This window comes from Janthinobacterium sp. J1-1, from assembly GCF_030944405.1.
Taxonomy (GTDB): Bacteria; Pseudomonadota; Gammaproteobacteria; order Burkholderiales; family Burkholderiaceae_D; genus Janthinobacterium.
The window spans coordinates 217901-236309 of the sequence record NZ_CP132340.1; the positions used below are offsets into that span (position 1 = coordinate 217901).

The window sequence follows — 18409 nt, forward strand, 5'->3', positions numbered from 1 at the left end:
CTCTTCGCTCAGCTGCAGCGTCTTATTTCTTCGCCGAAGATTTCTTCATTTCTGCCATGTGTGCCACTTCTTTCTTCTGCATCTCGACGAGCTTGTTTGCGAACTCTTTAACTTCGGCGTGCTCGAGCTTTGGTGCCGCGGTCTGCGCCATCTTGATTGCGCCTTTGTGGTGCTGACTCATCATGTCCACAAACATGCGGTCAAACTGCTCGCCCTTCGCCGACGTTAGCTTGTCGCCTGTCATTCCCTTCATCGACTCGGACATGCCTGGCATCTTCATGTTTACTGCATCTGGTTTGCCGGCATACCACTGCTCTTTCCAACCCTTGAGCTGCGCAATCTCTTTCTCCTGCTCGGCCATCATCTTCTTGGCCATACCCTTGAGGTGTTCGCTGGCAGAACGAGTTTCGACCAGGCTGGCCATGTGCATAGCCATCTGATGGTGCATCGCCATGGTGTCCAGGAACTGCAGTTCATACGGCGCCTTAGCCGCGTTCGGCGAGCTCTTGTGCATCGACTGCATGTTTGTCATGTCATGCCCAGCGGCACCGTGTGCGCCGCTTTGATGCTGAGGTGCCGCGTTAGCAGACAGCGCAATCACGGCGATTGCGGCTAGTGCGATTTTCGAGATTTTCATATTTACTCCTTGGTTGGTTGCAAAAGTACTCATCCGATTACATACACCTAGTGTCATGAGTTAAAAATTCATTGAATAAATATTTTCCTTAGCTATGTTGTGTATATTGGATGCACAACATGGAGGCTGACATGGGAGCAGGTCGTCCGAAAGCTGAATTGGTTTTGACGGAGTCGGAGCGTGAGCAATTGGCAGCTTGGGCAAGGCGCCGCAAGACGGCTCAGGCGTTGGCACTGCGTTCGCGAATCGTATTGGCTTGCTCATATGGCGCTGAGAACCAGGCGGTTGCGGCGGACCTGAAGGTGGCGAAACAGACAGTGTGCAAATGGCGAGGCCGCTTCCTGCAGATGCGGCTTGATGGCCTGCTTGATGCGCCTCGCTCCGGTGCGCCCAGGACGATCGACGACGCGCGCGTGGATGCTGTCATCGCCAAGACCTTGGAAACGCAGCCGATGAATGCCACCCATTGGAGTACGCGGACAATGGCCAAAGAAAGCAAGCTGTCGCAGACAGCGGTAAGTCGGATTTGGCGCGCTTTCGGGCTGCAACCGCACCGCCAGGAAACGTTCAAGCTGTCCACCGATCCATTGTTTGTTGAAAAGACCCGGGACATTGTGGGCCTGTACATTGATCCTCCGGTCAAAGCCATGGTGCTCTGCGTCGATGAGAAAAGCCAGATCCAGGCGCTCGACCGGACCCAGCCGATTCTGCCCCTGGCGCCCGGCGTTGCCGAACGGCGCACGCATGATTACGAGCGCCACGGGACGACCACACTGTTCGCCGCGCTCGACATCGCCACCGGCAAGGTCATTGGTGAGCTGCATCGTCGCCATCGCAGCGCTGAATTTTTGAAATTCCTTCGCACCATCGAAGCATCCGTTCCGCAGGATCTCGATGTGCATCTCGTGATGGACAACTATGGCACCCATAAGACGCCGACCATCCGGAACTGGTTTGCCCGCCACCCCCGCTTCCATGTCCATTTCACGCCAACATCGGCTTCGTGGCTGAATCAAGTTGAACGCTGGTTTGCGACCTTGACGGAGAAGCAAATACGACGCGGCACGCATCGATCAACTCGCCAATTGGAAGATGCTATCCGCGCTTACCTCAAGATAAATAATGAAGAACCCAAGCCTTTCGTTTGGACAAAATCGGCCGACGCAATCTTGGCGAGCGTCGAGCGATTTTGTCTGCGAATTTCTAACTCAGGACACTAGCGCCGATGCTGATTCAGACACAGACGCCTCCTACCTCCCTTACTTATTTTTGAAGCACCAACTGGGTCACCACCAAGCGCCCATCAAGCCTTTCAGCGACGAACTTAATCTTGTCGCCGGCCTTGAGCGTATCGAGTGCTGAAACGTCCTTTACACCGAATACCATGGTCATGCCGGACATACCAAGGTTCTCTAGTGGACCGTGTTTGATAGTCAAACGCCCGGTATCTTTATCGACTTTCTTGACTTCGCCTTCCGACAGTGCCAGTTCTTGACCTGCGACTGCCGCGGGTGCGGGAGCGTGATTTTCACGGTCGTGAGACTGCGCCATCGCATTATTGAAAGCGAGGAGAGCAACTATGGCGGCGACATTAGCAATGATTTTTGCGATTTTCATTCGATATCTCTTCTTTAATTTAGGTTTAGCAGCCCCATTTCGAACTGCCAGTTACAACGCTATTCACTGCGCTCAAACTCAGCCACTTCGCTCGAGGTCAATGCCCAGAATGGCCCGATGGCTTACGGACGTTAAATTCCACATTCTGAGCAGGCTTACCTGCAGGCATAGACTGCCCGCCGGCTGAGGTGTTCCTGGTGGCTTCCGGCGGGGCACCATTCCATTCATACGCCAGAGTTCCAGCAGGGTGCTTGTACCAACCCGGGTCGCTGTAATCGCCGCGCTTCTGTTCCTTACGAACCTTCATCACGGTGAACATCCCGCCCATCTCAACCCCACCGAATGGCCCTTGTCCACCCATCATCGGCAAAGTGTTCTCTGGCAGTGGCATTTCCATCTCACCCATCGCTCCACCTGTCGAGCCCATGGCCATGTAGTCCGGAATGATTGAGCTAATCTTCTTCGCGACGTCGCTCTGAGATACGCCAATCATGTTGGGAACGTCATGTCCCATTGCATTCATTGTGTGGTGAGATTTATGGCAGTGAAATGCCCAGTCGCCCAGGTCACTTGCGACAAACTCGATAGCGCGCATCTGACCCACGCCAACGTCGACGGTCACTTCTGGCCAACGCGATTCTGGTCGAGTCCAGCCCCCGTCAGTGCCCGTTACCTCGAACTCGTGCCCGTGCAGGTGAATCGGGTGATTGGTCATCGTCAGATTGCCGAAGCGAATGCGGACCCGCTCGCCCTGGCGCGCGACCATCGAATCGATTCCCGGAAATACCCGACTGTTAAACGTGAACAAATTGAAGTTCAGCATTGTCGATGTCTTAGGCACGAAGCTACCAGGCTCGATGTCGTAGCTACCGAGGAGGAATACGTAGTCGCGGTCGACTTTCATGAAGTTGGGATTCTTCGGGTGGGTCACCCAGAACCCCATCATTCCCATGGCCATCTGGACCATTTCGTCCGCATGCGGGTGATACATGAAGGTGCCCGGGCGCTTTGCCTCAAATTCATAGACCATCGTCTTACCGGGCTGGATAGGTTTTTGCGTTAGGCCAGCTACGCCATCCATGCCGTTGGGCAAACGCTGACCGTGCCAGTGCACACTGGTATGCTCCGGGAGCCTATTCGTCACAAAAATCCGAACACGGTCGCCTTCAACAACTTCAATGGTTGGCCCCGGTGAAGCACCGTTGTAACCCCAGAGATTCGCTTTCATGCCCGGCGCAAATTCACGTACGACGGGCTCAGCAACCAAGTGAAATTCCTTTACCCCGTTGTTCATACGCCAAGGGAGCGACCAACCGTTGAGCGTCACCACTGGGTTGTATGGACGCCCATTCGGTGGTGGCGGTGGCACCTGTGTTGAAGCACTCTGCATGATTACTGCTTCTGGGAGGGATGCTGCGCCAACGCGGCTAACTACCCCGGCCCCGACCAAGGCTGCTGCACCGGTGAATAAATCTCTACGTGAAACCATTTCAACTCTCCCAATTAATGTTGTGCTGCTGGCGCAGAACTTGAACTTGCCGTCACTGCTTGCGAAACAGCCCCGCCGCCGCCATTGATAGCTGCTTGCATGTCGGTCTCTGCAATCCAAAAATCGCGCTGCGCTTCAATGGCGCCGTTCACGCTCATCACCTGGTCGCGCGCATCGGCCAGAAGCTCGAACACGCTGGCAAGCATGCCGTTGTAACGAAGAAGGACTTCGTCCGAAATTTGCTTTCTTAAAGGGACGACTTCATCGCGGTAGTGCTTGGCGACGTCGTAAGTAGTCCGGTACGCCGAATACGCTTCGCGCACTTCCGAGCGCGCTCTAATGGCAGTGTCAGCGGTACGGTTAAGAGACATCATGTAGGTAGCCTTGGCACGAGCCCGTCGTGCCCCGCCCCAGTCAAAAATGGGCAACTCCAGTGATATGTCGTAGCCATTTTCGCGAGGTGCGCCCGTTGTACTTTTATTGGCATATCCAGCGTCAAGGACATTGATGAAGCCCGTCGCGTTGGTCAGGCCCAACGACCGAGCAGTAGCGTCGACATCTCGTTTGGCAAACTGGATGTCGAGCCTCTGCTCCATCGCCATTGCCTCAAGCGCACCAGGCTCATTCGGCTTTTGCGGCAGGTCCGGCAAGCGGTCAGGAATTTTGAAGTTGATGTTCGAACCCCAGAGGCCGAGTAACCGCACCAGTTGTTCACGTGCAGCCGTCGCAGCATGGCGGGTACGGGCGTACTGCGTCGTTGCTTCGGCATAAAACGCCTGCTGGCGTGCCCTGTCCAGTTTGCTAGAGTTACCAACCTTCGCCTGCTCTTGCGCCAGTTGAGCTCCAGCCTCGGCTGAAATTACTACTTGGCTCATGAATTTCTCTGCCTGAGCAGCCGCTACAGCGTTGAAGTAAGCCCGGCGAGTTTCGCTAGCTAAGCGGACGGCTTCTGACGCTGCAACCAGCTTCGCTTGTTCAAACCGACCGCGTTCGATAGTGCTTCGAACTGGAAGAGTCAGGAGGCCAATCAAATCGAACATGACGCTACGTCCGATTTCAGTAGTGTCGACGCCCCGCATCTTGCTAAACGAGAAACCAGGGTTACGCAGCCGGCCGGCTTGAACGAAGTCGGCTTCCGATACGCCCAGCTCCGCCAGTGACGCCTGGAAGCCGCGATTGTTGAGCAGGGCAATCTGTACAGCGCTGTCCGGTGTCAGCGGCGACGACAACAACTTCGAGACTTCAGTAGTGCTAGTCTGCGCATCTTTGTCGTTGCGCTCTGCCGAGACTCCGAAGCCGGTCCGCGGTTTCGTCAACTTTGAGACGTCAGTTGCTCCGCCGTCGCTAGATAGCGTCGAGCACCCGGCCAAAACTGATATCGCTAGAAGGAGGCCAGAAGTCTTCAAAGCAGGTGTGATATTCAGAGGCCTCATTTCCTGGTTCCTTTTTCTTGAGGTTGCTGATGCTGCCCATGCGCAGCGTCATTCATTGCTCCACTCGCAGGTGCTGCGCTAGCCGCATTGGCTGGCTTCTTCGGCTGGCCCATCTGGTGCCCAGCATGCGAGCCGGGCTTTGGAGCTGGTGCCATCTGATGACCTGCGTGTGGGTCTGGCTTTGGAGTTGGCGCCATTTGATGACCGGTATGCACTGCAGCGGCAGGTTGGCCATTAGACGTCGCTGGAGAGGCTGTTGGAGCTGGCATTTGATGACCGGCATGGGACGCCTGGCCAGCGGGTGCAGCTGGTGTTGCGCGGCTCGGGCTAGCGCTTGGATTTGCACCTTGGGCCGGCATCGTGTGCCCAGCGTGGCCGCTAGCATCTTGCGGCGCCGGAGATTCGGCCCCATGAGCTTCCCCATGCATGCCCTCGCTTGCAACTGTAGCGTTAGCCTCTCGCCAAACTTTGTCAGGTGAGACGTTACTTTCCCTCACTGGGGTGTATGTCGACAAAACCGAGGTGTACGACGTTTGCGGAACTTGGGCAGCTGGGTCAGCGACCTTAAGAGAAACTGGAGGCTCGCTCGCAAAGGACACGAGCGAAGTTACGGCTGCCGCGGTAGCGGCAACAAAACGCTTTGAAAACATAGTTTTCCCAAAATCGAAAGTAGGCGCGCAGTAGTATTGCGCGACAAAAGCACAACGAAATACGAGCGAGTACGCGCGTCGTTGCTACCGAAAACGATTAAACGGCGAAGGGCCGGGGGGGACGTTCGAGACTGTCGGGGATGAATCCGCCGACAAATGTAGAGCCGAAGGTCTCATAGACCTCAGCGTTACTGAAGGAAGGTTTGAAGGTCAACAGCTGAGGGGGAGCGAAGGCCCCAACAGAGCAAGCAGCACAAGCACTGCACGACCCATGCTTGATGCTTGTGGACGTCTCGCTGCTCTGTTTGCTAGACGACGCCATCTCTGGGCAATGGTCATCCTGGCCGGACGGTTGGTCCATGCCTGCACCGTCAGAAATATCTGATACGTTACCGTGGTCCATTGCGCTGGCGACCATGCTCATACTCTGATGACTTGAACCGCACGCCCGCAGCACATTCGCTGCGAATGCCTGGAAAGGCATCACGGCGATTAGCAGCCATAGTACGTAGGTTTTCAGGGTTCGATTCATTGGTCGAAAGTGTAGCACGAGCTCTTTCACCGTCAGGGTGACACAAATCCAAGATACACCTTCCCACAACAGGAAGGTCAAGCGAAATCGCGCTGAACTTAACAAATAGTTGCGTCTGCCGCGCCCCGGCTCCGTGGCATTGTCAGATTTACAAAAAAGAGGCAATATCAATACGCTACGAAAATAGATGATTTTGCGCTACCACAACATTACGGTATTTACATGATGACCCTCATCCGACTCTGGTTTTCCCTGCTTCTGCTTGTATCGACGCAAGCTGGTGCTCAAGAGTCACAAGTCAGCCAGAACCTTCGCTCATGCGAGGCCGGGTATTCAAGCTGCGACATATCTTTATTGAACGCGTCTCAACTTGAACGGGTTCGTCAATCAACCCTCGCACGAAACTTCCGTTCTTGCGACAGTGGATACTCAAGCTGTGACTTGGCTCTGCTGACTGAACCTCAGCGAACACAGGTTCACAGCTCTGCCTTGGTAAGGAACTTTCGCAGCTGCGATAGCGGTTACAGCAGCTGTGACGAATCCTTACTAACGACAGCACAGCAGGCACAAGTCCTCAAATCCCAGCACAGCCGAAACTTTCGGAGCTGCGATAACGGATATTCATCCTGCGACCTAACATTGCTCACACAGCAGCAGCATGACAAAGTTAAACTCTCAGCCCTGGCTCGAAATTTCGCCAACTGCGATAGGGGGTACTCAGGGTGCGATACGGCGCTTTTGACTGCAGCACAGCGCGCACAAGTCGATGCGTCAGGTCGTACCCGCAATTTCCACAGCTGCAACAGCGGATACTCTGGATGCGATGCGAGCATCCTCACTGACGTCCAACGTACGACCGTCACGGAATCCGCATCACGCCGAAATGCGTACAACTGCCAGAAGGGGTACAGCAGCTGTATCCATACAGTCAGGACTTCGGAGTCACTATCGTCTGCGCCAGGACGTAGTTCAAGCTCGCCCCACGCCCGCACTCGCGACACCTACATTACAGATGGCCAACAGGCTTCTTTTGAAACGGCGAAGAGCGCGCCAACTAAACCTAAGGCGCCAACTGCCCTGGGCCCTGACGCAGTCGAAACAGTCGTGTTACCAGTCGCAGCCGGGCCGTCTTGCGCTGAGAATGGGTCCTGCTATGGCGACATCAGCTCAGCAACACTAAGGCCCAAGACGACACACGTTAGCGGGTACACACGTCGTGATGGAACGTACGTTCGCGGACACTACCGTAGCAAGTAATTGTAAACACGCGGCAGGCCTTGATACTGTCTGTTTACTTCTTATAGAAGTTACATCCCGGGCAAAGATGCCCCCTGCTTGCTAACGACAGCAAGCTCGCATCTCTGCCCGGCGGTGCGTGAATCGCCCGGGCATACCGGTTCGCGCAAATGCGCCGGTACTCCAGCCAGACTTCAAGCGAATTTGCTCGCTCCTACCTCACCTCTAGCTGCTGCCCAGTGTGCGCCCATGGTATCCCGCTTGACGCTCTTGTTCCTCGTCGACCGCGGGGTTTCGAGCCCTCTCCTCCGACGAAGTGGTATACGCAATGGTTTTATTCTTTTCTGTTCATCCGCTTGCTACCTTTCTGGGAAGAACATGCATCGCAACTGTCTTCCCACGGTAAAACACCTGACAGATGCGCTCTATCTAGGCCCTGGGCTCAGCTCGCACACGCGGTTGTGCCAGCTCATCAAGAATCGGACAGTCAGGGTGGGAGTCGCCATGGCAGTTCTTAGCCACGTGCTGCAGCTGGTCACGAATTGACTGCAGCTTCGCGATGTCATCATCGAGCTCGGCGATATATCGCTGAGCTAGTTCCTTCACGTCGGCACTTTGTCGGCTACGGTCCTGCCATAGGCTCAGTAAGGTCTTAATACGCTCGAGCGAGAAGCCCAGGTCACGAGAGCGTTTAATGAAGCGCAACGTTTGGACATCACCCTCGTTGTATTGACGATAGCCTGAATCAGTGCGATTTGCAGCAGTAATCAAGCCTATACTTTCATAGTACCGGACCATTTTTGCGGTCACTCCTGAGGCGTCAGCAGCTTGTCCAATGTTCACACCATTTTTCCTTTAGAAATGGTCCGCTCCTCCTAGGAAGCGGCGCGTTGTCCTTTGCTTAGGCGCCCCCGCACGAGACCGGGCGCTGCCTTGCCTACAATCTAGTGACGCCCTCGCCGCAAGGGAGTGACAGTTGTGACAGTCTGCCGCATTCGCAGCACGCGTATTAACCGACGGCGCCGAAGAGCGCACCAATGCCTGCGGTCACACCCATGGCAAGGGCGCTCCAGAATGTAACCCGCACGACGCCGGGTAAGATACGTGCGCCTCCTGTCTTCGACGCGAGTCCGCCAAGGATTGCCAGCGATACAAGCGCAGCTACCGCTACGGATGGAATCAAAATCGCTGTGGGTGTGACCACAGCAACCCCAAGAGGTAACGCGGCACCGACGGCGAAACTTGCAGCTGAATAGACAGCAGCCTGCAAAGGCCGCGCCGTGGTTGTTTCAGAAATGCCTAGCTCATCCCTGGCATGAGCACCGATTGCATCATGGTCCATCAACTTTTGGGCCACCTGTGTTGCAAGGGAATGGTCGAGCCCTCGTCGTACGTATATTGCCGTCAGCTCCGCGTGTTCTCCAGAGTAGTTCTCGTGAAGTTCTGTTCTTTCTTCTGCCATGGCAGCCCTCTCCGTATCGGCTTGGGACGACACCGATACGTATTCACCTGTGGCCATAGACATGGCGCCAGCAACAAGACCTGCGACACCGGCGGTCAGGATATTCTCGTGCGCCGCACTTGCTGAAGCGACACCTAAGATAAGACTTGCAGTCGACACAATTCCATCATTGGCTCCAAGCACCGCGGCGCGTAGCCATCCAATTGCGTCAATCCGGTGCCCTTCGGTATGGGGTATTCTCATTTATTCCGTTCCAAAAGTTGGCGCCGCAGTGCTAAGTGCCGTAATGAGTGAGCACATCAATATCGAGCAACTGTCAGCTGAAACTGCTATAGGTAATGGCTTGACAACACCGAAATCCATGCTAAGGCAGCAATAGCTAGGGATAAGGTTACAGCAGCACTGCCTAAATCCTTAGCCCGCTTAGACAATGGATGGCGCTCAAGTCCAATGCGGTCTACTACTGCTTCGATTGCAGAATTGATGATTTCCACCAGCAGAACCAGCAGCAAGACAGCGACAAGAAATGCTTTCTGAAGCATTGGGACCGGAAGCATCATGGCGACAACGGTGGCAATTGAAGCACCCATGAGTTCTTGTCGGAAAGCGTGCTCGTATCGCCAAGCATCTCGAAAACCCTCCATCGAGTTGACAAAGGCGGCGAAAATGCGGCGATAGCCAGCCTTGCTTTTAAAGTGACTTATTGGTGGCTGGTCCATAGATATAAAATATATGAAAATATTTATCTTGCAGGCATGCTGCTTTCGCTTTGAGGCCTGTACAGTGGCTAAAGAAATGTTTGGCTTTTATAAGCGTGGCCACATCCGCTCGAAGACTCCATCTCGGTCAAGAAGCAGATGCTTCAGTGCTGCCAGCACATGTAGCACAATAGCTGCCACTAGAATCCAAGCAATCCAAGAATGAATAGTGAAAAGCTGCTCTTTCAGAATTTCGTTCTTGGAGGCCCAACCCAGTGTTGGGACGCCGAAATACGCTACGCCATCCCCACTGAACGAAGCACCAAGATAGCCGGTGGTTGGCATCAATATCAATAAAAGATACAGCAGTTTATGAGTGTAACGTGAAGCTTTGATTTGCCAGACTGGCAGCGATGACGGTAAAGCAGCGGGCACATGTCTTAGACGCCAGAAGAGTCGCATTACAATGAGCGCTGCCGCTGTAAGACCGAGCGATATATGAAGGCCGAAAAGCCATTCACTACCTGGCTCTTCTTCGACCGACATCATATACCAGCCCAAACCGATAAGCCCGACAATTAAAACTGCAAGTGTCCAATGAAAAAAGATGGCTGGACTACCGTACCTGTCCGAATTCTCGCTTGTTGTATCTTGAGACGTCATAAAACACCTTTCTGAGTTACTGCTCTTCGCTGCTGATAGGCCGATGACTTTAGACGCGGCGATTCGTACACAAGGTTAGCTAGCACTGCCCTCGCTTGGAGTCCATACGCCTTGCACCGGACCGCGAATGCGCCGTGGGTGCTCATCAAACGCAGTATTTCAACAAAGTCACCTTTTGACCAGAGGCATAAGTAAGCTCCGACATGGCGACGTGGATGACACAGTAAGTAGCAAGCATGTGGAGCGCAATTTCATTACACCATTTTCAGTGTCAAGACTTTGTTAACAACTCACTTAACTTAGACTGCTGTGGGTGCCTATACGCAACTTCCTCACATTTTGGATAGTGCGAGCTACTTCCTCAGATTCGATATACTATAGGGGGGTAGGGTATTGAGTACCATCTGAGAGACGAATGGTGCCGAGATGAGAGCCCATCACGAAGATGTCTATCTAACAAGGAAACTATGCACAAAGGAGTGCTTTATGCTCTGCTTGCTGCAGCGCTTTTTGGTGCAAGCACCCCGTTTTCCAAGCAGCTAACTGGGAGAGTCGACCCGGTAATGCTCGCCGGATTGCTTTACTTGGGTAGCGGTCTAGGCTTGGCGACCTGGTTCGCACTAAGACCTGTGTTGGTGCGCGACAGCACTCCGGCTCTCGTCCCAAAAGGTGACATTCCCTGGCTCGCAGGCGCAATTTTGTCCGGCGGCATAGCGGGACCGGTTCTCCTAATGGTCGGGCTGGTCAATACACCAGCATCATCAGCTTCACTCCTCCTCAACCTTGAAGGCGTGTTGACAGCGATGCTAGCGTGGTTCGTATTCAAAGAAAATTTTGACCGGCGAATTTTCGTCGGCATGGTGTTCATAGTCGCGGCCGGGGCACTGCTCTCTTGGAGCGAGCGACCAGAATTCGGTATTCCATGGGGGCCACTAGCTATCGTAGCGGCCTGCCTGTGCTGGGCGATTGATAACAACTTGACTCGTAAAGTTTCCGCTAGCGACCCCGTCCAAATTGCATGCCTTAAAGGACTAACTGCGGGTACCGTCAACCTGGTCATTGCGTTCTCGCTTGGCCAGCAACTGCCTGAGCTGACAACTGTTTTGACCGCAGCAACGGTCGGATTATGTGGCTATGGGATTAGCCTGGTGCTCTTCGTCTTGGCCCTTCGCCATCTTGGCACCGCGCGAGCCGGCGCATATTTTTCCGCAGCACCTTTTGCTGGCGCCTTGATTTCCTTGGTCATGTTTGGGGAACGTCCAGGCATCGCTTTTTGGACTGCAGCTGTGCTCATGGGTATTGGCCTCTGGCTGCATCTGACAGAGTCGCATGGGCATGCACATGAACATACGATGTTCGAACACGAGCACGTTCATGACCACGACACCCATCATGAGCACGAACACGATGCAGACGTCGACATAAATGCGCCGCACTCGCATCACCATGTTCACGAGCCCCTTACGCACTCTCATGAGCACTATCCGGACATCCATCATCGGCACGACCATGCGACCCAGCCACAAAGCAAGTAGCTTCGCGCATACGCGCGGCAGGATGGCACGGGACTCCACACGCTTAGCTGCAGGTGGGCTGAAATCGTCACTTACCTTGGGCTCTAGGACGTGGGCGATGTGCCTAAGCACCGAAACCACAAGAGCACTTTGCATCATCTTCCCGAACGCGAACCTTCGTGGTAGAGTCGCACCATGTTGAAGTTCCGCAATCCGCTCGCGCTCATCTTGCTCGTCATATTTCTGGCGAACATGGGCCTATGGAGCCTCACTAACAAGTCAGTGACTCATGGCTTGATGCATGACGATGTTGTCCAGTTAGCTGCGGACCACGACCATCATGAACTGGTGTCTAACGACACCACCGACGATGACAGTCTGACGTCGGTTCAACACAACGCACTTCACGCCGCGGAACACATTCAGTTCATTACCGGCGTTCCAGGCAACGCGCTTCGCGTTGAAATTGAAGTTAGCTCTATCTCCCTGCACTTCCCTCCGCAGGCGCTTCCGCGTCCAGCGTTAGACCAGCCGTTTAAGCCACCTCGCCTCACCGTACTTGCAGCCTAAATCCGTCCGTTTTTCCGAGAGCTCTTAAGTAGTCCTCTCTGTAGAACAGTCTGAATAAGGCGTTTGTGGACGATTACATCGTCCCATCGCTTGGTTGCGCCCTTCCCTTTTCTAGCATCTACCTTGACGGCTGACGCCGCGTTGCGTCCGCATGTCCAATTCGTCATATCGAGAAATTTATGAGACCAAAAGTCACGCTCCTACTGCGGTTGTTGCCAGTTGCATTGGCGTTTCACGCTAACTCTTACGCGGCAGAGCGACAGGCCAAGTTTACGGTTACTGACCAGCAGATGAAGGCCTTGAGTATTGAAACTGCTCCTCTTCAATCGGGGGCTCAACCAGTCATGTTGTCGCTTCCTGCGCAAGTGAGCGTACCTCCCAACCGAGAGCAGATAGTCAGCACGCCACTATCGGGATTGGCGACTCAAGTACTCGTACAGCCGAACCAGACGGTCCGCCAAGGAACCGCTTTGGTTCGCATTAGCAGTCCAGAACTTGGGCCTCTTCAGTTGCAACTGCTCCAGGCCGCAAGCCGCACAAATCTCGCTCGAAAAGCTTCCCTGCGCGAGAAAGCGCTGTTTGATGAAGGCATTATTGCGCGCCGGCGTCTCGAAGAAGCACAGGCGAGCTTCTCGGAAAATGAAGCGGCGCTGCGCCAGGCCAAAGCGGCGCTTCGCTTTAGCGGTATGGCAGGCCCACAAATTGAGCGCGTCATTGCTACTGGCAAACTGGAAGATGCCATCACGCTGTCGGCTCAGAGTGCGGGTACCGTGGTGAGTGTTGATGTCAAGCCAGGCCAGCGAGTTGAACCGTCTGTCGCCCTAATTCACGTAGCCCAAGTAGACCGCTTGGCGTTGGAAATCCAGGCGCCGACAGCCCAAGCCGCCGCATGGCGAACTGGCAGCAAATTGACACTCCAAGGCCGCCCGGGCACTGCTACTGTGACAAGCATCAGCCCAATCGTGGCGACGGGCAGCCAGACGGTCGTTATCCGGGCTTCTATCGACGCGGGTACGAGCGGTCTTCGTCCGGGTGAGCTGGTTACCGTCCAATTTCCTTTGCCAGCAACGAGTGGCTCTTGGGATATCCCTCTCTCCGCTGTAGCCCATGACAACCAAGACGCCTATGTGTTTGTTCGTAATGGAGCAGCTTTCGAGGCCCGTCCGGTAAAAGTACTCAGCAGCGCCGGTCAGCGGGTGCGCGTTAGCGGGAGCCTTCGCGCGGGCGAAAAAATTGCAGTGTCCGGAGTCATCGCGCTCAAAGGCTCCTGGCTTGGCGAAAAGGGAGGCGATTGATGCTATCCCGTCTGATTCAGGCCTGCCTCTCGCAGCGCCTGTTCGTGCTTCTGGCCACTTTGATGGTCGCCGGTGCCGGCTGGTATGCCTTCACGCAGCTGCCTATTGACGCGTTCCCGGACGTTTCGAGCACACAGGTCAAGGTCATTATGAAGGCACCCGGTATGACACCGGAAGAGGTCGAAAATCGCATTGCCGTGCCTATTGAAGTAGAAATGCTCGGCATACCAAACACCAAGATTTTGCGCTCGGTGACCAAGTACGGTTTAGCCGATGTGACTATCGATTTCCAGGATGGGACCGACCGCTACTGGGCACGGCAGCAGGTAAGCGAGCGCCTTGCGGGCATTTCGGAAAGTCTACCCGCAGGTATCAGCGGCGGCATGGCGCCTATCACGACGCCACTGGGCGAGATGTACATGTTCACAGTTGAGAGCGAGAGCATGTCGCTGGCTGAGCGCCGCAGCTTACTCGACTGGGTGATACGCCCTGCGTTACGCACGGTTCCCGGGGTTGCGGATGTCAACTCCTTGGGTGGTGTAGTTCGCGCCTTCGAAGTAGTGCCCAATGAGCCAGCGATGGCTGCTAGCGGCATCACTCTCACGCAGCTGAAGGAAGCCATATCCTCGAACAATCGCAATGATGGTGCCGGGCGTCTCGGTGAGGGAGATGAAGTCCTCCTGGTGCGCAGCGAAGGCAGCATCACAAGCCTTGATGACTTGCGCTCGGTCGTGGTGACTGTGAAGGACGGAGTTCCAGTAAGGATTGGCGCTGTGGCGGAGGTACGGATTGGCACCATGACCCGCTACGGCGTTGTCACACAAAGTGGCAAGAGCGAAGCGGTCCAAGGCCTCGTTTTAGGGTTAGCGGGCGCTAACGCGCAGCAGGTTGTCGAAGGTGTACGTAAAAAGCTAGAGGAACTCAAGCCGACGTTACCAAAAGGTGTGGCAATCAACGTGTTCTATGACCGAGCCAACCTGGTGTCCAACGCAGTCGGTGCAGTCTCATCCGCGCTTTTGGAAGCGACCATCATCGTCATCGTTTTGTTAGTCTTATTTTTAGGGAACGCAAGGGCCGCATTTACCGTCGCCATGGTTCTGCCAATGGCTGCGTTGGTCACATTTATCTTGATGCGCATGTTTAACATGTCCGCGAACTTGATGAGCTTGGGCGGACTCGCGATTGCCATTGGTATGTTGGTCGATGCTGCTGTTGTCGTCGTCGAGAATATTGTTCAGCGCATGGCTGATGACCCATCCAAAGGTAAGCTCCCACGCTTACACATCATCTACCGAGCAGTGAGCGAAGTCGCTGTGCCAGTAACGTCTGGCATCCTCATCATCATCACTGTGTTCTTACCTCTGCTGACTCTCCAGGACCTGGAAGGAAAGTTCTTCTCTCCGGTTGCACTGGCCATTGTGTTTGCCCTCGCCGGCTCGTTGCTCCTGTCGTTCACCATCATCCCGGTGCTTGCTTCGTACCTTCTGAAAAACGTCGCTCATAACGAACCTTGGCTCCCACGCAAGCTCCTTGCAGCTTACGGTCCAGTACTTGAGTGGACGATGCGCCGTCAGCGCATCGTTGCGATAGGTGCAGTAGTGATGTTGCTCGTGGCAGCAGGGGTCTACACACAGGTAGGCAAAACCTTCATGCCTACCATGGACGAAGGTGACCTCATCGTCGGCATCGAGAAGCTTCCCTCAGTGAGCCTCGAGCAAAGTGCAGCGCTCGACTTGAAAATCCATCAGGCCTTGATGAAAGCCATACCGGAAATTATCGGTATCAACGCCCGCGCGGGTTCTGACGAGATTGGACTGGACCCGATGGGGCTAAATCAGACCGATACGTACTTACTACTCAAACCTCGCGACCAGTGGCGGATGAAGAGTAAGGAAGCGCTGATGGATGAAGTACGCAAGGTGTTGGATGAGCTGCCGGGTGTCAAGTACAGCTTCACACAACCCATCGAAATGCGTGTGTCAGAGATGATTATTGGCGTTCGCGGCGATATCGCTGTGAAGGTTTTCGGCCCTGACCTCAACCAACTGAATCGCTACGCAAGCCAAGTCGAAGAGGTGCTTAAGACAGTGCGCGGCAACCAGGACGTCTACACCGTTCAGAACGATGGCGTGCAATATTTGCGCGTCGTCGTCGACCGATTACAGGCCGGCCGCCTGGGCTTGTCCGTTGAGGAAATCCAGGACAGCCTCCGAGTACAAATCGAGGGGCAGCAAGCCGGCAGTGCAATCGAAGGCAACAGGCGCACTCCAATTATCGTCCGTGCTGACGAATCGGTACGTCTGTCACCGACTCAGTTCGGCGCCATCCGCATCACAGGCAAAGACGGAAGTACAGTCCCGCTCTCCGCCATAGCCACACTCGAACGCGCTGCTGGCCCAGTGAAAATCGACCGCGAGATGGGAAGCAGATATAGCGTCGTGATTGCGAACGTTAGTGGACGTGACCTAGTTGGCTTTGTAGAGGAAGCCAAAGCTGGCGTCGCTAAAAAGCTGACCCTCCCAACGGGCTACAGGATTACCTGGGGTGGCCAGTTCGAGAACCAACAGCGCGCCGCTAGCCGACTCGCGATTGTGATTCCAGTCGCATTAGGGCTGATTTTCATCGTGCTGTTTTCAACCTTCCGCTCAGTTAGACAAGCCCTTCTCATCCTGAGCATCATCCCGTTCGCGCTCGTGGGCGGAATCATCGCCCTTTGGGTGACTGGAGAGTACCTGTCTGTGCCTGCGTCAGTAGGATTCATTGCGCTGTTGGGCATTACCGTCCTGAACGGAATTGTCCTGGTGAGCTATTTCAACCAGCTACAGAGCACCGGAATGGCACTTGCGGATGTCGTTGTCCAAGGGGCTCGTCGACGTCTGCGCCCGGTCATGATGACTGCCTCCATCACTGCGTTCGGTCTTATTCCGCTTCTGTTCGCAACGGGTCCAGGCTCTGAAATTCAACGCCCCTTGGCCATCGTTGTTATCGGAGGCCTGATTACAGCTACAGCTCTAACGCTCATGTTGCTACCAATCCTTTACTTGCGCTTTGCAGTTGCGAAGCCGGAGACTACTCATGGCTGAACTTTGCCTGACGATACTTTGCCCTCCCCCACTCGCAGAGCAGGTGCTCGACACCTTACTGACGATGCCTGAAATTTTATTCTTTACGAGCAGTGCAGCTTCCGCGCACGGACTTGAGCACTCGGCGCTGAACGCGACCGAACAAGTTCTTGGCATGGCGCGAATGACTCGAATCGAGGCACTGCTCTTGCACGCAACGCGCGCCGAAGTAGTCGCTCAGTTGAACAGCGCACTTGCCGGAACCGGTTTGAAATATTGGATGTCGCCAGTGACCGAAGCAGGAGAATTTCGATGAAATATTGGTTATTTCTAGCGTTGGTCGCCGGCAGCGTCAACGCAGCCCAGCCGCCTACGCCAGGCTTATTGCCCACTGAAATCGTCAGACCGTTGATTGACCGGGACCCAGAAGTTGCTGCTGCCCGTGGTACCCGCCAGGTCGCACAACAAGACGCCCTGCTTACGCGTGCTTCGCCGTATGAATGGACTGCGAAAGCGACTACGCAGCGGCGTCGCGTCGAACCTAGTGTTCGCTACAACGAATGGAACGTCGGGCTTGAACGCACACTTCGCCTACCTCAAAAAGCGCGGGCCGACCGTGACATCGCTGCTGCCACCCTCGACGAGGGCGAAGCGAGATATGGCGAAGCCCTGCACGAAACAGCACGCACACTGCTCGACCTGTGGTTGAACTGGACCGAGGCTGAGCAAAACGCGTTGCTTGCAACAAGCCAGGTCAAAGCGGCGACGGACAACTTCAACGCTGTCGAAAAACGGGTCAAAGCAGGTGATGCGGCAAAGCTCGATGCGGGAATTGCACGCGCCGAACTTGGCGAGCAACAGCGAGCTGCGAGCGACGCAAAGACTGCTGCGAACGTCGCTTGGGCACGCCTAAATTCCCGCTTTCCTGACATGCCACGGCGCTTCTCAGCAGTACCTGAGGCAGTGCCGCTTGACACTGAACCTGGACAACTTCGCGCACGAATTATCGACCAGAGCGATGAGCTAAAAATTAGCGAGGCTTTGCTATCCAAGGCCAAGGCCAATACCGCTCGCGCTCGCGCTGACAGAATTCCCGACCCAACAGTAGGGGTGTTCACTGCTTCTGAAGTTGGGGGACGGGAGCGATTGACTGGCGTAATGTTGAGCATCCCTATTCCTGGAACTATCCGCAGAGGCCGCGCAGACCGGTCGGTACACGCAGCGGAAGTATCGTACCAAGAGCACGAGCTGAAGAAACGAGAGCTCGACGCCATCATCAGTGCGACTCTGGCGTCAGCGAACGGTGCCTACGAAAGCTGGCAAATCGCTGAAAGCAGTGCCGAAGCCATGCGCGAAAACAGTCAACTCCTGCAGCGCGCTTACACGCTTGGTGAGGCGGACTTGCAGGCGCTCCTGACCTCGCGTCGGCAAGCGGCAACCGCGGCGCAAAGCGCTCTGACAACGAAGGTAGCGGCGGCCCGTGCGTACTATTCCCTGCTTGTCGACGCTCACCTGGTATGGGATATGGACCATGATTAATAGGGACTCACA

Annotated in this window: 16 protein-coding genes; 7 read left to right on the forward strand and 9 right to left on the reverse strand. The window is 55.0% G+C overall.

Going from position 1 to position 18409, the window contains the following annotated elements; all coding sequences use genetic code 11:
* Window positions 1-22 precede the first annotated feature (22 nt).
* Entirely contained in the window at window positions 23-637 is a 615-nt protein-coding gene (locus Q8L25_RS31635; RefSeq protein ID WP_084416539.1) for a DUF305 domain-containing protein, read from the reverse strand.
* 131 nt (window positions 638-768) lie between these two features.
* Between Q8L25_RS31635 and Q8L25_RS31640 the strand changes: the two genes are divergently transcribed.
* A complete protein-coding gene (locus Q8L25_RS31640) occupies window positions 769-1857 on the forward strand; it encodes an IS630 family transposase (RefSeq protein WP_131690191.1) in 1089 nt (362 codons plus the stop codon).
* Window positions 1858-1900: 43 nt separating this feature from the next.
* Here Q8L25_RS31640 and Q8L25_RS31645 read toward each other — a convergent pair whose 3' ends face one another.
* The 8 genes from Q8L25_RS31645 to Q8L25_RS31680 all read right to left on the reverse strand — a co-directional run bounded on the left by Q8L25_RS31645 (window position 1901) and on the right by Q8L25_RS31680 (window position 10417).
* The gene (locus Q8L25_RS31645) at window positions 1901-2254 is read right to left on the reverse strand and encodes a copper-binding protein (RefSeq protein WP_091875708.1); all 354 of its coding nucleotides are present in this window, start codon (window positions 2252-2254) and stop codon (window positions 1901-1903) included.
* 97 nt (window positions 2255-2351) lie between these two features.
* Entirely contained in the window at window positions 2352-3743 is a 1392-nt protein-coding gene (locus Q8L25_RS31650) for a multicopper oxidase family protein (RefSeq protein ID WP_091875709.1), read from the reverse strand.
* Window positions 3744-3757: 14 nt separating this feature from the next.
* Window positions 3758-5059: a TolC family protein gene (locus tag Q8L25_RS31655; protein ID WP_229408952.1), complete on the reverse strand. Its 1302-nt coding sequence runs from the start codon at window positions 5057-5059 to the stop codon at window positions 3758-3760.
* 28 nt (window positions 5060-5087) lie between these two features.
* Window positions 5088-5228, reverse strand: a complete 141-nt coding sequence (locus tag Q8L25_RS31660) for a hypothetical protein (RefSeq protein ID WP_229408953.1) — start codon at window positions 5226-5228, stop codon at window positions 5088-5090.
* A gap of 2795 nt (window positions 5229-8023) precedes the next feature.
* A complete protein-coding gene (cueR, locus tag Q8L25_RS31665) occupies window positions 8024-8437 on the reverse strand; it encodes a Cu(I)-responsive transcriptional regulator (RefSeq protein WP_091875712.1) in 414 nt (137 codons plus the stop codon).
* Between the two features lie 166 nt (window positions 8438-8603).
* On the reverse strand, window positions 8604-9299 hold the full coding sequence (locus Q8L25_RS31670; RefSeq protein ID WP_091875713.1) for a VIT family protein: 696 nt from the start codon (window positions 9297-9299) through the stop codon (window positions 8604-8606).
* An 86-nt stretch (window positions 9300-9385) separates the two neighbouring features.
* Complete coding sequence (locus Q8L25_RS31675) at window positions 9386-9775, reverse strand: diacylglycerol kinase (RefSeq protein WP_091875714.1); 390 nt, start codon at window positions 9773-9775, stop codon at window positions 9386-9388.
* 87 nt (window positions 9776-9862) lie between these two features.
* Window positions 9863-10417, reverse strand: a complete 555-nt coding sequence (locus Q8L25_RS31680) for a cytochrome b (RefSeq protein ID WP_091875715.1) — start codon at window positions 10415-10417, stop codon at window positions 9863-9865.
* Window positions 10418-10884: 467 nt separating this feature from the next.
* Here Q8L25_RS31680 and Q8L25_RS31685 point away from each other — a divergent pair, with 467 nt between their 5' ends.
* From Q8L25_RS31685 to Q8L25_RS31710, 6 genes are all read left to right on the forward strand, one after another.
* On the forward strand, window positions 10885-11952 hold the full coding sequence (locus tag Q8L25_RS31685) for a DMT family transporter (RefSeq protein WP_091875716.1): 1068 nt from the start codon (window positions 10885-10887) through the stop codon (window positions 11950-11952).
* Between the two features lie 174 nt (window positions 11953-12126).
* The gene (locus Q8L25_RS31690) at window positions 12127-12501 is read left to right on the forward strand and encodes a hypothetical protein (protein WP_091875717.1); all 375 of its coding nucleotides are present in this window, start codon (window positions 12127-12129) and stop codon (window positions 12499-12501) included.
* Window positions 12502-12680: 179 nt separating this feature from the next.
* The gene (locus tag Q8L25_RS31695; RefSeq protein WP_091875718.1) at window positions 12681-13796 is read left to right on the forward strand and encodes an efflux RND transporter periplasmic adaptor subunit; all 1116 of its coding nucleotides are present in this window, start codon (window positions 12681-12683) and stop codon (window positions 13794-13796) included.
* Window positions 13796-16879: an efflux RND transporter permease subunit gene (locus Q8L25_RS31700; RefSeq protein WP_091875719.1), complete on the forward strand. Its 3084-nt coding sequence runs from the start codon at window positions 13796-13798 to the stop codon at window positions 16877-16879. The genes Q8L25_RS31695 and Q8L25_RS31700 overlap by 1 nt, the downstream gene beginning before the upstream one ends.
* On the forward strand, window positions 16872-17174 hold the full coding sequence (locus Q8L25_RS31705) for a DUF3240 family protein (RefSeq protein WP_091875720.1): 303 nt from the start codon (window positions 16872-16874) through the stop codon (window positions 17172-17174). Before Q8L25_RS31700 ends, Q8L25_RS31705 begins: the two co-directional genes overlap by 8 nt.
* Window positions 17171-18397 carry a TolC family protein gene (locus Q8L25_RS31710; protein ID WP_091875721.1) on the forward strand — a complete coding sequence of 409 codons (1227 nt, stop codon included), beginning with the start codon at window positions 17171-17173 and terminating at the stop codon, window positions 18395-18397. Before Q8L25_RS31705 ends, Q8L25_RS31710 begins: the two co-directional genes overlap by 4 nt.
* Window positions 18398-18409 lie beyond the last annotated feature (12 nt).

Bases quoted from the DNA above. Each gene is read 5' to 3' on its own strand.
- Q8L25_RS31635 (WP_084416539.1), bottom strand. From the start codon at position 637: ATGAAAATCTCGAAAATCGCACTAGCCGCAATCGCCGTGATTGCGCTG.
- Q8L25_RS31640 (WP_131690191.1), top strand. From the start codon at position 769: ATGGGAGCAGGTCGTCCGAAAGCTGAATTGGTTTTGACGGAGTCGGAG.
- Q8L25_RS31645 (WP_091875708.1), bottom strand. From the start codon at position 2,254: ATGAAAATCGCAAAAATCATTGCTAATGTCGCCGCCATAGTTGCTCTC.
- Q8L25_RS31650 (WP_091875709.1), bottom strand. From the start codon at position 3,743: ATGGTTTCACGTAGAGATTTATTCACCGGTGCAGCAGCCTTGGTCGGG.
- Q8L25_RS31660 (WP_229408953.1), bottom strand. From the start codon at position 5,228: ATGACGCTGCGCATGGGCAGCATCAGCAACCTCAAGAAAAAGGAACCA.
- Q8L25_RS31670 (WP_091875713.1), bottom strand. From the start codon at position 9,299: ATGAGAATACCCCATACCGAAGGGCACCGGATTGACGCAATTGGATGG.
- Q8L25_RS31675 (WP_091875714.1), bottom strand. From the start codon at position 9,775: ATGGACCAGCCACCAATAAGTCACTTTAAAAGCAAGGCTGGCTATCGC.
- Q8L25_RS31680 (WP_091875715.1), bottom strand. From the start codon at position 10,417: ATGACGTCTCAAGATACAACAAGCGAGAATTCGGACAGGTACGGTAGT.
- Q8L25_RS31685 (WP_091875716.1), top strand. From the start codon at position 10,885: ATGCACAAAGGAGTGCTTTATGCTCTGCTTGCTGCAGCGCTTTTTGGT.
- Q8L25_RS31690 (WP_091875717.1), top strand. From the start codon at position 12,127: ATGTTGAAGTTCCGCAATCCGCTCGCGCTCATCTTGCTCGTCATATTT.
- Q8L25_RS31695 (WP_091875718.1), top strand. From the start codon at position 12,681: ATGAGACCAAAAGTCACGCTCCTACTGCGGTTGTTGCCAGTTGCATTG.
- Q8L25_RS31700 (WP_091875719.1), top strand. From the start codon at position 13,796: ATGCTATCCCGTCTGATTCAGGCCTGCCTCTCGCAGCGCCTGTTCGTG.
- Q8L25_RS31705 (WP_091875720.1), top strand. From the start codon at position 16,872: ATGGCTGAACTTTGCCTGACGATACTTTGCCCTCCCCCACTCGCAGAG.
- Q8L25_RS31710 (WP_091875721.1), top strand. From the start codon at position 17,171: ATGAAATATTGGTTATTTCTAGCGTTGGTCGCCGGCAGCGTCAACGCA.